Annotated in this window: 14 protein-coding genes and 1 pseudogene; 11 read left to right on the top strand and 4 right to left on the bottom strand. The window is 67.9% G+C overall.

The window, feature by feature from the left end; all coding sequences use genetic code 11:
* The first annotated feature begins 99 nt into the window (after window positions 1-99).
* The 7 genes and pseudogenes from ACZ6C1_RS36160 (at window position 100) to ACZ6C1_RS36190 (ending at window position 5,022) form a co-directional block, all read left to right on the top strand.
* Window positions 100-968 (top strand): IS5 family transposase gene (locus tag ACZ6C1_RS36160; RefSeq protein ID WP_469247227.1). Its coding sequence is split into 2 segments (ribosomal slippage): window positions 100-592 and window positions 592-968, totalling 870 coding nucleotides; the frame shifts between segments, so codons are not numbered across the junction.
* Between the two features lie 174 nt (window positions 969-1,142).
* Window positions 1,143-2,060 carry a hypothetical protein gene (locus ACZ6C1_RS36165; RefSeq protein ID WP_469247228.1) on the top strand — a complete coding sequence of 306 codons (918 nt, stop codon included), beginning with the start codon at window positions 1,143-1,145 and terminating at the stop codon, window positions 2,058-2,060.
* 202 nt (window positions 2,061-2,262) lie between these two features.
* Window positions 2,263-2,751: a hypothetical protein gene (locus tag ACZ6C1_RS36170; RefSeq protein ID WP_469247229.1), complete on the top strand. Its 489-nt coding sequence runs from the start codon at window positions 2,263-2,265 to the stop codon at window positions 2,749-2,751.
* A gap of 113 nt (window positions 2,752-2,864) precedes the next feature.
* A pseudogene (locus ACZ6C1_RS36175) lies at window positions 2,865-2,993 on the top strand (IS5/IS1182 family transposase); the annotation flags it as partial.
* A gap of 66 nt (window positions 2,994-3,059) precedes the next feature.
* The gene (locus ACZ6C1_RS36180; protein WP_469247230.1) at window positions 3,060-3,653 is read left to right on the top strand and encodes a hypothetical protein; all 594 of its coding nucleotides are present in this window, start codon (window positions 3,060-3,062) and stop codon (window positions 3,651-3,653) included.
* A 702-nt stretch (window positions 3,654-4,355) separates the two neighbouring features.
* Window positions 4,356-4,673 carry a hypothetical protein gene (locus ACZ6C1_RS36185; protein WP_469247231.1) on the top strand — a complete coding sequence of 106 codons (318 nt, stop codon included), beginning with the start codon at window positions 4,356-4,358 and terminating at the stop codon, window positions 4,671-4,673.
* A 190-nt stretch (window positions 4,674-4,863) separates the two neighbouring features.
* On the top strand, window positions 4,864-5,022 hold the full coding sequence (locus ACZ6C1_RS36190; RefSeq protein WP_469247233.1) for a hypothetical protein: 159 nt from the start codon (window positions 4,864-4,866) through the stop codon (window positions 5,020-5,022).
* Between the two features lie 212 nt (window positions 5,023-5,234).
* Here the strand turns inward: ACZ6C1_RS36190 and ACZ6C1_RS36195 are convergent, their stop codons facing one another.
* The 3 genes from ACZ6C1_RS36195 to ACZ6C1_RS36205 form a co-directional block, all read right to left on the bottom strand.
* The gene (locus tag ACZ6C1_RS36195; RefSeq protein ID WP_469247234.1) at window positions 5,235-6,275 is read right to left on the bottom strand and encodes a hypothetical protein; all 1,041 of its coding nucleotides are present in this window, start codon (window positions 6,273-6,275) and stop codon (window positions 5,235-5,237) included.
* A gap of 618 nt (window positions 6,276-6,893) precedes the next feature.
* A complete protein-coding gene (locus ACZ6C1_RS36200; RefSeq protein ID WP_469247241.1) occupies window positions 6,894-7,094 on the bottom strand; it encodes a helicase associated domain-containing protein in 201 nt (66 codons plus the stop codon).
* On the bottom strand, window positions 7,085-7,306 hold the full coding sequence (locus tag ACZ6C1_RS36205) for a hypothetical protein (RefSeq protein WP_469247244.1): 222 nt from the start codon (window positions 7,304-7,306) through the stop codon (window positions 7,085-7,087). Before ACZ6C1_RS36205 ends, ACZ6C1_RS36200 begins: the two co-directional genes overlap by 10 nt.
* Before the next feature lie 574 nt (window positions 7,307-7,880).
* On the opposite strand from ACZ6C1_RS36205, the gene ACZ6C1_RS36210 reads away from it, so the two are divergent.
* Window positions 7,881-8,402: a P-loop nucleotide/nucleoside kinase family protein gene (locus tag ACZ6C1_RS36210; protein WP_469247235.1), complete on the top strand. Its 522-nt coding sequence runs from the start codon at window positions 7,881-7,883 to the stop codon at window positions 8,400-8,402.
* Between the two features lie 271 nt (window positions 8,403-8,673).
* Here ACZ6C1_RS36210 and ACZ6C1_RS36215 read toward each other — a convergent pair whose 3' ends face one another.
* Window positions 8,674-9,132 carry a hypothetical protein gene (locus tag ACZ6C1_RS36215; RefSeq protein WP_469247236.1) on the bottom strand — a complete coding sequence of 153 codons (459 nt, stop codon included), beginning with the start codon at window positions 9,130-9,132 and terminating at the stop codon, window positions 8,674-8,676.
* Between the two features lie 194 nt (window positions 9,133-9,326).
* Between ACZ6C1_RS36215 and ACZ6C1_RS36220 the strand changes: the two genes are divergently transcribed.
* From ACZ6C1_RS36220 to ACZ6C1_RS36230, 3 genes are all read left to right on the top strand, one after another.
* Window positions 9,327-9,788: a hypothetical protein gene (locus ACZ6C1_RS36220; RefSeq protein ID WP_469247237.1), complete on the top strand. Its 462-nt coding sequence runs from the start codon at window positions 9,327-9,329 to the stop codon at window positions 9,786-9,788.
* A gap of 273 nt (window positions 9,789-10,061) precedes the next feature.
* Complete coding sequence (locus ACZ6C1_RS36225; RefSeq protein WP_469247238.1) at window positions 10,062-10,640, top strand: dienelactone hydrolase family protein; 579 nt, start codon at window positions 10,062-10,064, stop codon at window positions 10,638-10,640.
* A gap of 439 nt (window positions 10,641-11,079) precedes the next feature.
* Complete coding sequence (locus ACZ6C1_RS36230) at window positions 11,080-11,541, top strand: hypothetical protein (protein WP_469247239.1); 462 nt, start codon at window positions 11,080-11,082, stop codon at window positions 11,539-11,541.
* Window positions 11,542-11,632 lie beyond the last annotated feature (91 nt).

An 11,632-nucleotide genomic window follows, 5' to 3' on the forward strand; every position in this document is an offset into this window, starting at 1 on the left:
CGTTCGACTGGCTTAATGATCGACAGCTTGGGGTGGAGGGGCTAGGCCGTGTTTTAGAACTGGGTTCCGTGTCTCGCCTCGTGCCGTGATGCTCTCGGTGTGGGGCGAGGGGATCTTTCGGATGACCAGTGGGCGGTTCTGGGGCCGTTGTTGCCAGTCGCGGCGTTGGGCAGGCCGTCGGTGAGCCGGCGGCGATTGATCGACGGAATCCGCTGGCGGGTGCGGACGGGTGCCCCGTGGCGGGATCTCCCGACGGAATATGGTCCGTGGCAGACGGTTTATGGGCTCTTCCGCCGCTGGCAGCGCGACGGTGTCTGGGCCTTGGTGCTGACCGGGCTGCAAGCCCGGGCGGACGCGGCCGGGCTGATCACCTGGGAGGTCAACGTCGATTCCACGATCTGCCGGGCCCATCAGCACGCGGCCGGTGCCCGGCATGACGGGCAGGCCCAGAAAGAACCGTCGGGCGGCGACCAGGTCGAACCCGAGGACCACGGTTTGGGTAGATCCCGCGGAGGCTGGACCACAAAGATCCACCTGGCCTGCGAACAAGGCCAGAGACCGTTATCTCTGCTGGTCACGGCAGGACAGCGTGGAACAGCCCGCACTTCACGGCCGTGCTGGAAGCCATCAGGGTTCCTCGCCTCGGTCCGGGCCGGCCCCGCGTCCGACCTCTGCGGGTGCGGGGTGACAAGGCGTACTCATCCCGCGCGAACCGCGAGTACCTGCGTCGACGCGGGATCCGTTGCACGATCCCTGAACCGGCCGATCAGGCCAGTAACCGTAAACGTCAGGGAACGGCCGGCGGGCGGCCGCCGGCCTTCGACCGCGAGGACTACAAGGCCCGGCACGCGGTCGAGTGCGGCATCAACCGGCTGAAACGGAACCGTGCCGTGGCCACCCGGTTCGACAAGCTCGCGGTCCGCTTCGAGGCAACCGTCCTCATCGCCGCGATCAACGAATGGCTGTGACCTGCCGGAAGTATCAGCCCTGCATGTCATCCTGGCCGCGGTCAGGTCAGCGGGTCGAGGGGAGACAGGAGCGATGGTGGGCCGCGTACTACCGTGCCGACACCCTCAACGTCTCAAGCACGCCCTGGCTGCCCGCCTACGTCGATGTCGGTCGCGTCCGCTTCAATGCCTGCCATGGACGAACAGGAAGAACTCCTCTCGGCCGTCCACCACCTGGCCTGGCCAGGAACGAGCAATCTGGAGTGTGACGAGGCAGGACACCCCGCAGGACATGTATGCCTGGCGTCTTCGGACGAGAACAACCTCTCCGTGCTCCAGGAGGCGCTCAGCGCACGGTACGGGCAGCCGCGCAATCTCGCCATGGGTGGGTACGCCGATCCAACCGTGACCGGCCGGACCGGGCTTCCGCTCCTGGCCCCGTTCGGCGAGCGGATCGTGGAGATGCGCGCGTGGGCGCACGCGGGCCGGTGGATCGGCTGCGGCACCGCCCGCTTCGACGACGGCGTAAGGACCGTGGCGCTGGTCGCAGAGCGGGAGGACCCGGCGGCGGACCTGGCGGAGGTGACGTCCTGGGTAGACGGCGTCGTCGCCGTCACGGGATGGGACACGACGCGTGCGCGTACGGTCGATTGGGTGGCGGTCGAGACCCGGATCGGGACTGCGCTGCCCGGTGACTACAAGCGGCTCGCCGAGATGTTCGGGCACGGCGCATTCGACGGCTACCTCCAACTCCATGTACCTGACGCCGGTTTTCAGAGCGATGACATCGTCCTGCACACCGAGTGGCTAGGCGAGTGGGCCAGGACGCACCGCAGCGGCCTGTGGGAGCCGTACGAGGTATACCCGGCCCCCGGCGGGCTGCTGGAGTGGGCGAGCTCCGAGCAAGCCGACCAGTTCTACTGGCTCACCGAGGACCCGGACCCCGACAGGTGGCCCATCCTCGTGAAGGAGGACATCCCCGACTCGTGGGAGCGGTTCGAGGAGACGACCGCCGAGTTCGTCTACCGCATGCTCACCAACCGGCAGCACCCGTTCTCGACGGCCCGCTACTTCGACACCCACTGGTTCGATAGCTATGAAAGCGAGGGTTAGACCGTGATTGAGGTCTGAAAGATCCCCTCGCCCCACCGAGATCATCACGGTGGGGCGAGGCACACTTCTAAAACACGGCCTAGGTCGGCCCGTCTGGAGTGGGGGAACTGGTATGCCGGTCCAAACGGTGCCTACGCGGCCGACGTCCGGCACGTACGTGGTCATGGCGGTGTGCACTGGTGTCGCGGCTGTCCTACTAGGGATGCTGTACCTGATCTACCGGGACATGGCGATCACTGGAGGCTGCCAATCGCGGTACGGCGTCACATGTTCCGGGAAGCAGTCCGCGCACATCTTCGCGGGGCTCGTGGTGATGCCCGCCTCCGTGGCCTGCGTCATATTCTTGAACTGGGTTGTCTTCCGCCCGTACCGCCGGGGACATGAGGCATACCGCCTCATCAGCCCGCTTCTTCTGGCGGCGGGTGCCGTGGAGTTGTTCGCAGCGGATGTTCCCTTGGGCGGTGCGGCCACGCTTTTCGGCGCCGTCGGGGTTCTCCTGGCCTTCCGTAAGCCGGTCGGTGTGCGGGGAATGGTGTGGGGGCTGAGCCAGGACCGCCTCAGGGCGCTGACGACCGATCCCGAGGCGGAACCGTTGTCCACAGGCCAGAACGTCCTCTTCCTGTGCGCCAACGCCATTGGAACGACACTGGGACTGGTGGGAGCCGACCGGCTGCTCTCGTCGATGGGATGAGTGGAGCCGACCGTCCACGGCCCGACGGGCACGCCATCTCCTACGCGCGCAGACACTGGTAAGGGGGCAGGTCGAACAGACTGAACCGCTGCAGTACCGCGTTCGCGCAGCCCCGCGTCGAGCACACCTTCGCGCGGATGAAGGGCTGGAAAATCCTGCGTGACTGCCGACTGAAAGGCGACGGCGTTCACTACGCCATGCTCGGCATCGCCTGCCTTCACAACCTCACCCTCGCCAGGTGACCAAGAAGCGAGCAGGCCAACAAGCCCGTCCGAGATCATTTACGGGACAGCTCTTAGACTCCGGCCATGGAACAGGCAACGTACTGGTGGGGACTCGCGGGCCTCGTCCTCGGAAGCCTGCTGACCCAGGTGTCCAACTGGGTCGACCACCAGCGCCAGCGCGGAGAGCGTCGGGAAGACTTCCTCCAAACCAAGCTCGAACGGCGTGAAGCGTTCGAGCTGGAGCACCTCGTAGAGGTCAACCAGCTCCTGCGGAACCTGCGTCGCCATCACGGAGACGAGCTCATCTCCGCAAAGCAGCCCGACCCTCGTTATTCGGAACCACCCGACGACCGTACTGAGCAATGCCGGACCGCCATCAGGGAGGCTGATGCCGCCCTCGATGCACAGGTCGGATTCATCCTCGACGGCAAGGTGCGGGAGCTGGTGAAGGTGGCTGCCGAACGCATCACCGACCGGACTTGGAGCGTGTACCAGGACGCGCCTGCGACGTTCGAGGAAGGCATGCAGAGGGGCACGCTCGGCATCGGCCCCTACACAGCGCTCAAAGAGACGAGCGAGGCAGTGGAAGCCGCCTATGAAGCCATCTCCGAGCGCGTGCGCGAGCTGTACGCCGGCTTCAGAGAACCTCGCAGGCGTAGGTGGCCGTTCCGCTTCTGATCGCGCTCCCTGGAGCGGATAAGGCCGCCCCGGCGTCGACTCGGTCGCCCGACACGTCACCGAACGCGACCCCGCCGGACGTGAAACCCCTCGTTTGCGGCTGGTGACGATCCTGCTGGCTTATTGGCGCGCCGTTAACGAACGGCGCACCAAGTGACAGGTAGCTCAGGGTGATGAACGGCGGGCTGATATCGGCAATGTCCGATGGCAGGTTCAGCCGCGTGGCTGTCCTTGAGACGATCCTGCTGTATGTACCGCTCCTCCGCCCTTACCACCGTCTGCCTATGACAAGCCGGCACTGTCCTTACCGGCAGCCGACCGCGAGCAGACACAGCAGATCGAGGAGGCGGAGCGCGCCCGCCGGGACGAGCCAGTGATACAGCAGCCGGAGCCCGAGATCGAGGCGCCCACGGTCGGAGTCGGCGGGTGCGAGGTCGAGATGTAGTCACCCGCCCCTTCCCGTGTTGCAGCTCGGGTCCGGCGACACCATGCCCGCGATCCTGGGACGCGTCGCCGCGTCATGGGCTGACCGTGCATGTTGGGCGAAGCCGGTTGCGTGACGTGGGCGGCTGCAAGAACATGGAATTACAGGCTGCCGCGCCCTCTCAACCTGACGGGCCGAGAATCTTCACCAGCCTCCCGGCGCAGCGATCCGAGTGAATAACCCTTGGCCTCAAAATCGTGCTGAGGAAGGGGATCATCATGCCCGATGTGGTCTTCAGGTCCATCAAGTGCCACGAGACGACCTCCGGAGTCGGAGCCGACGACGTCGTCATCTGGTTCAAAAACGAACCAGTGTTCCGTTCGGAGATGAAGGGCGGCCGTCATCGGGACATAGACCGTACGCCCAGGCACTTCGAGGGCACTGAAACCATATGGGTCAGGGAAGTCGACGTAGGCGACGATGACACCATCGGCAGTGTCAACGTCAGCGGAGCCGGCATGGGCGAGTTTCAGGCGGACATGTACGGCGACGATTCACACTATGTCCTCTGGTACGCCGTGGGCGGAGCCCCATGACCCGCTCAGCCAACGGGCGCGAAATCTTCGATCTCCGGTCGCCGCACCGCACTATCCCCAGATAGCCGTGGCTGCCGCCCAACGAGGGAACCACCCCGCTCAGCACGGATCCTAGGCGGCGCCTCAGCAGGGCGTGCGAGGAGTGGTAATCCCCTGGCACCGTGTCAGTCCCCGCGGCTACCGTCGAACCATGGCCAGCAACAGCGAGTCGCAATGGCACCCCAGGCAGCTGCACCCGTCCGTCGCGGACGTACTGCCCACGGCTGAGAATCCGCGGATCCTTCCTGGGGGTGACGCCGAGACGGGCTGGCTGTATCTCGTGGGGCTGCCGTCGCCCCGGGACCAGTAGAACAGGACGGCAACCCCGTGCCTCCTGCTCCTTTTTCGTAACGCATCTCCGGGCCGCTCACAGCGCCCACCTGGCCGGGAGAAGGGACCCTCTCCCGGTGTCATTGCACCTTCTGTTCCTGACATCTGCTGCAGAAGGGCCTTCTACAGGAAGAAACAGCGCCTCGCCCTGGCTGACACAGGGATCCGTTCACCCGGGGACACCGGAGTCGATCACCCTTTCCCCCGTCCCGGCTGACTGGCGTGCGTCAGATGGGAGCGCATGATCTCCCGATATTCCGGGTGGCCGTTCACCGCGCGATGGTGCAGCTCACGGAGCATTCCGTAGCGGGCAAGCAGAGCCGCTTGGTGCTCGGCCAGCTCAGCGGTGACGTATCGCCAAATACCATTGCTCAGCGCAGCATCCAGCACGGCCATGGCCTCGTCCATGCGTCCAAGGCCGGCCAGCAGCTCGGCCAGCTGCTTCGGTGCGGAGCTGTGGGTGCGCAGCACCTCAATGGCCTCCTCGTGGCGTCCGTGCTCGTCCAGGAGCTGGGCGACGTTGAAGCCGGCGGTGTTCGGAATGGCGTGGGGCTGGTACGGACGGCTGCGCAGGACTTCCAAGGCCCGGTCGACGTGGCCCAGTTCGACGAGCAGGTCAACCGTCCACTGGTGGGCGGATCCCTCGCCCGCGTCGATGCGCTGCTGCATGATGGCGATACCCTCCTCTACCCGGCCCTGAGCGATAAGGGTGCGAGCCAGGAGCAGGGCGAAGCCCGTCTCGCCCGGGCGTGCCAGGGTGCGCAGCGCGTCGACGTGTCCCCGCTCAGCCAGGACGGGCGCCAGCCATGACCGGGTCCGGGGGGCGTCGGCCATGGCCAGCGCCTCGACCACACGGTCCTCGCGGAGCAGCAGGTACACCCGCAGGTGCCACTCCGCGCAGTCCAGGGATTTCCAGTCGGGCGGGGTGCCGGCGCCGGCGAGCAGCTCATCGAGGGCGTGCTCGACCAGGCCGCGCTGGTACAGCAGGTCGATCACGTGCCGGAAGGCTTCGTCGTCCCATGCCACCATGCGGACCTTCAGGACGGTGACCGCCGCCTCGAGGGGCATGTCACCGGGGTCGACGACGAGGCGAAGCAGTTCGATCAGGTGCGGGGTGGGGCGACTGGCGAGGCCGTGGAGATTCTCCCACCGGCCGTGCTCGGCGTAGTACTCGGCCAGCCGTGCCTTGGCATACACCGTGCCGGTGGCCGCCATCGAAGCGACCTCGTCCACGTGCCCCTCGAGCAGCAGCCGACGAATGTTCTCCTGTTGCTCGCGTTCGTAGCGAGCCCGTTCCCCGGACCCGTACGGTGGTCCCCAGTCGGCAAGCGCGCGGCTCCCCCCGTTGGGTCGTACGGCTGCGCCAACCGGCCCCACTGCGGGCCCATTTGGCTTCCTCTTCTTCTTTTTACCTCTCCCCATCGCCTCAGTGTCGAGCACGGACGTACAGGTAGGCCAGCCCACGGCAAACTCTCCGGAGCACTTCTCCGCCCACCTGCGAATAGCGCACGCTGCGAATACTGCCGCTCCACCAGTTGGACGGCGGCGTGGAGGCGGCAGAGTACCGGGTGTGGCTCCGGGCCCCCGACCGCGTGCGGCCGGTCGACGGCGTCGACTACGACCAGGTCGGAACAGAGCGGCTGGAGCCGTCACCCACGTCGGCGGTCCACGAGGTGCTCGGAGAGCGTCGGCCTTCGCGATGGGTGCTCCAGAAGGCGCGCGTCAGCCGCAGGTCGGCCGGAGGCGTCTTGCATGCGCCGGACCGCGAGGAGGCCCCGCAGGACGCGGCCCTGCTCGGTCTCGACCGCGCCCTGGACCTCGCGCAGAGCCCGGCGACGGCCTGCACGCCGTTCAGACGACTCCGAGTCCCTTCGGTACCGCGAGGCGGTCTGCGGGGAGCGCCGCGCGGCGGGAGCGCTGGTTGGACAGCCATACGCCGAGTTTCACCGCGTGCTCCTGGCCGTCGTGTGCCACGTGTTCGACGTGAGCCCTTGAAACGCCGGTCAGGGTGCCCTCACGGGCCAGGTAAGCACGCGCGGCCGCTACGCCCAGTTCCCACGCCGCCGCCCGGCCGCCTTCGGTGGGGCGGCCCGTTCCGGCGCGGTGACCCGGAGCGCGCCCAGCCGCTGGCGCTGCGCCTGGCTCAGCTCCGTCCCCGTCTCGCGCTGCCGTACGAGCCACCGACCCACGTCCGCGCCGTGCACGTCACCCCCCGGGGTGATCTCATCGACTGCCGCGCCGCCGTCCACCACCAGCGCCCGCACCCCCGCGTAATGGCGCTGCCAGTCGATCGGCCAGGCCCCGGTTGACCGCGAAGTGGATATTGCGCCCCCATCCGCGGGACCCGGGGAGCCGGTGCGCGAGATACTTCGCCCTGGCCAGCCACGGGCTGGCCAGGGTGGTGTCGGCAGGGTCCAGCCGACCGAAGTGCCCGGGGGGATCTGCTCGAACAGCGGCGGCTGCCGCCCGCCGGAGTCCGGACGTCAAGCCGGCGCGGGAGGCGGTTTGCGCGGGGTCCACGCCGTCCTCCCTTCCGCCGGCTGGAGGTGTCGGTCTTCCGCGGTGGTGCATCCCGACGAAGAACAGCTGTTGGTGCCGGACGGCGGCGAGTCACCCCGCGCATGTGCCCGTTCCCGCCGGCGCTCTCGTCGCTAACACCCTCCCGGCCAGCCCCATCGCGATTGATCCCGATGACGGCCTCACCCAACCGCTGCCCGAACTGCCGGCCTTGCCTCGCGCGTCGGTGATACTCGCACTGAACGGTTTCTCCCACCGACTGGGCGGCATGCGCAGTCGGTGCGACGTACCTGCGTGCCGCACGGGGGTAGCGTTGGTTTCGTGATCATATGGCTCAACGGCACTCATGGCGCAGGCAAGACGACGACCAGTGCACTCGTGCAGCAACTGATCCCGGATTCACGAGTGTTCGATGCCGAGAAGGTCGGCGAGACGCTCATGGACATCAAGCCGGGGCTGCCCTGGACGGGAAACTTCCAGGACTGGTCGCCGTGGCGGCCGCTCGTGGTCGAGACCGCCCGCCGTGTACTCGACTACACCGGTGGCACTTTGGTGATGCCCATGACTGTCCTCGTCGAGCAGTACTGGCGTGAGATCAGCTCGGGCCTGGCCCAGTATGCGATTCCGGTACGGCACTTCGTTCTGCATGCTGACCAGGACACCCTCCGCGGGCGTATCGAGGGGGACACCGACCTTGGTCCTTCCCCGTTCCGTCTTGCATACCTCGAGCCCTACGCCGAGGCGGCCCGCACGTGGCTGCACGGGGAGGCCGAGGTCATCGACACCACGCACCTCACGCCCGCTCAGGCCGCCCTGCAAATCGTGGAGGCCGTCACGAGCTGAGGTCCGCCCGTCCGGTGCCAGCACGCTGGGGCAGTACCACCGGGCCGCTCCCCACAGCGGCCCCGCCGCCCCGCGCTCCGGGCAGGGACACTGACCCAGTAGCCGCCCCGCCCCCGACGGTACGGGCAAGGACGGCCGCGGAGCGGGGGTACGGCGCGCAGCATCAGGGGCACAAGGACCGACGCTCGCTCCGGTCGGCGCGCGGCTGATCGAGCAGCCGCGGGGCCTGCCTTCTCTGGCACCCACGAGCAGAGCGCGTGGTTCTGAGCGTCTACGGTCGGCCCGCGATGCGCTGCAGATAGTCCTTCGACCGGCAGCCGTCGTCCGGGTCATCGGTCGGGCACAGGGCCGGGTCGGCTGCGTCGCCGAACACGTAGGCGTGCACGGCGCACTCGCCGCCGGTGAAGGTCAGCGACAGCACGGCGCCGCGTGTGGCGGTTTCGCCAGCGGTCCCGTCGTCAAACGCCCAGCGGCCCGATGTCAGCTCCGGGCGCGCGACGGGCGGCAGGTTGTCGCAGTCCGAAGCGACGGGCAACGTGTCGAAGTGCTCGCTGGTAAAGGTGTGATCAGCGTGGAACGTCAGTGATGTGCCCGCCTCGCTGGCCCATCGCCCCGCTACCTGATCTGCTGAGATCTCCGTGGCGTGGATCGCCGCCGCGTAGCCGCACGACACCGTCAGCGTCACCGCTGCCACCGCCAAAGCTGCCAACCGCCACACCTGTCTGACCACGCCCGCCCCTCCCCAAGGCACTCGGGCAGCCACCCCAGTGCAGGCCGGTACCGGCCAGCATCGCCACTGTATTGAACACGCTCAAACCGGTGGCGGCGGCCCACCGCCCGCGACAGCGATGTGCTGCCGTGAGCCTCCGTCAACTTGAAGTCGCAGCGGAGGCGGCTGCGGGGCAGCTTCAGTACGGTTCCTCCATGGAGGATCAGCGTCTTCAGGATTGGGCCAGTGTCCAGCTGGGCATCGAGCAGGCCGCCGTGCCTGACGCCGCCATGTTCGAGCGGACCGCGCCGGAAATGACCGTGTTTGTGTGCGCTGCCTGCAGCGCTGCGCTGACGGGGCCGCTGAAGCGTCTGCCAGCGGTGCCCGAGGCTCCCGACTACGCCTGGTGGGAGGCGGAGGAAATGGGGCCATCGCCGGCCACTGTGCCGTCCGGCTGCTTCGCGATCGAGACGGAACCGTACGGCCCGCCTCTCGTCCTTGCCCAGGCGCCCGGCTCAGTGATGCCACGGCACGGAACTCACTACAACATCGACGGGCAGCCACTGGTCTCGCAGGGGTCACGAGGCAATATCGTCATGAACCCGGCTGACTGCCGCGGGCTGACGACGCGGCACGCCTCCGCCGCATGCTGCGGGGCGACTCCCGATGGGGGCTGAACCAGGTCTGCGCCTGCGGGACATTGGTCGCGACCCTCTGCTCTGACTGCTGCCTGCCATATGAGCTGCACCTCTCACCCGACCACGTGCGGGCCTTGTCATCCCCTCGACCCTTCGCTTCCGAGACCGGCGAGTCGCCGCCCTCGAGTCCGCCGCCTCACCGAACAGGGACTACCGGCCTGGTCCTGTTCGGCCGAGGCCCGTGGATGTCAGTGCTGCGGTCCATACTCGTGCCGCGGCGCCACCCGGGCACCGCAGTACGAGGGGAGCAACATGGCTGAGGTGCTGGTCTTCCATCATGGACACGGGCTGACCGCCGGCGTTCGCAGTTTCGCCGAGCAGTTGCGAGGGGCCGGACACGCCGTCCACGCTCCAGATCTGTACGAAGGGCAGGTATTCGACAGCCTCGAGGAGGGCGCCGCCTATGCCGAGAGCGTCGGGTTCGACACGATCATCGCGCGCGGAGCCGCCGCCGCCGAGGGGCTGCCTGCGGAGCTCATCTATGTTGGCTTCTCGCTCGGCGTCCTGCCGGCGCAGAAGCTGGCCCAGACTCGCCCCGGAGCAAAGGGTGCACTGTTGCTCGAGGCGTGCGTCCCGGTCTCGGAGTTCGGCGCCGCCTGGCCCCAAGACGTCCCGGTTCAGATTCACGGCATGGACGCAGATCCGTTCTTCGCCGGGGAGGGTGACGCGGACGCCGCCCGCGCGGTCGTCGACATGGTGACGGATGCCGGGCTGTTCCTCTACCCCGGCAACAGGCACCTGTTCACCGACAGCAGCCTGCCGTCCTACGACGAACACGCCGCGATGCAGGTCAACCATCGGGTGCTCGGCTTCCTAGACCGCATTAAGTAGGAAATCAACGACCTGATCCTGTCGGAGGCAAGGCGGCCGTTCGCATGGGTCGATAACGGAGTCACGGACACGGATTGTGCCTGGGTCGCACCGCCCACCATAGGCGGAACACGCCCTACTCCACCGGGTTGATGCCCGCCTTGGTCTCATAGATGGTGGGTGACGATCCCTGCCGTCCGACGGGCGACGACGCGTCCTGCCGCCACGGCACCTACGTCATCGGACTCCTCGGCGCCGGCCGGACCTCGCGGCCGCCCGGCATCTGCCCGGGCTGCACCTTCCTGCTGCGCCCCATCTTCGGGGCGGGCCGCGTCACCGGCCGACCCCCCGCCCCCGCCGTCGCGGTCACCCCGGCCGCGCGGCCGGAGGACCTCGCGGCCGCCATCGTCGAGTGCGTCGACGCCGGAGGGATGCGGCGAAAGCGTCACCGCCGAGGGACATGGCTCGTGCTGCCGAGGCTGGCAAGCGCTTGGCGGTGGTCTGCCGCTGGGTGCTCAACGAGCCGAGCGGCGCCGTGCACGTCGACCGCCTGGCCGAGGACACCGACGGCACCGAACGCGGGGAGGAACACTTGGACGTCGACGGCGCGCTCGTCTTCGCGTGCCTGCTGTACCTCACCGGGCATCCGGAAAGCGCCCAGTTCTGGTGGCAGCTTGCCGCCGGAGCTGGCCACCGCGCGGCCGCATACTGCCTGCACCTGCACCACCTGGCCCTGGGCGAGAGTCGCGAAGCGCAGCACTGGCTGCACGAGGTGACTCACTCGGTGGTGGACTCCGAAGCCCCGGATGCGGCCTTCTTGGACTGCCTGGAGATGTTTGCCAGGTACGTGCGCAGGAATGGCTCTGGGGCCGCCCCGCCGACGGGGGACCTTGAGATGGAAGTCGACCGCCTGGCGACCTAGGGCCTGTCTGACAATCTCCGTCGGATCAGCGAGCGCCCGCCTGGCCGGCAGCCCGGAGTGACCACCCGGCGGGCATTGCCGGGCAGGACCT

This window comes from Streptomyces sp. NPDC041796 (assembly GCF_055590785.1).

Excerpts from the sequence above, each read along its gene's own strand:
- ACZ6C1_RS36165 (WP_469247228.1), top strand. The coding sequence starts at position 1,143 with ATGGACGAACAGGAAGAACTCCTCTCGGCCGTCCACCACCTGGCCTGG.
- ACZ6C1_RS36170 (WP_469247229.1), top strand. The coding sequence starts at position 2,263 with ATGCTGTACCTGATCTACCGGGACATGGCGATCACTGGAGGCTGCCAA.
- ACZ6C1_RS36180 (WP_469247230.1), top strand. The coding sequence starts at position 3,060 with ATGGAACAGGCAACGTACTGGTGGGGACTCGCGGGCCTCGTCCTCGGA.
- ACZ6C1_RS36185 (WP_469247231.1), top strand. The coding sequence starts at position 4,356 with ATGCCCGATGTGGTCTTCAGGTCCATCAAGTGCCACGAGACGACCTCC.
- ACZ6C1_RS36190 (WP_469247233.1), top strand. The coding sequence starts at position 4,864 with ATGGCCAGCAACAGCGAGTCGCAATGGCACCCCAGGCAGCTGCACCCG.
- ACZ6C1_RS36220 (WP_469247237.1), top strand. The coding sequence starts at position 9,327 with ATGGAGGATCAGCGTCTTCAGGATTGGGCCAGTGTCCAGCTGGGCATC.
- ACZ6C1_RS36225 (WP_469247238.1), top strand. The coding sequence starts at position 10,062 with ATGGCTGAGGTGCTGGTCTTCCATCATGGACACGGGCTGACCGCCGGC.
- ACZ6C1_RS36230 (WP_469247239.1), top strand. The coding sequence starts at position 11,080 with ATGGCTCGTGCTGCCGAGGCTGGCAAGCGCTTGGCGGTGGTCTGCCGC.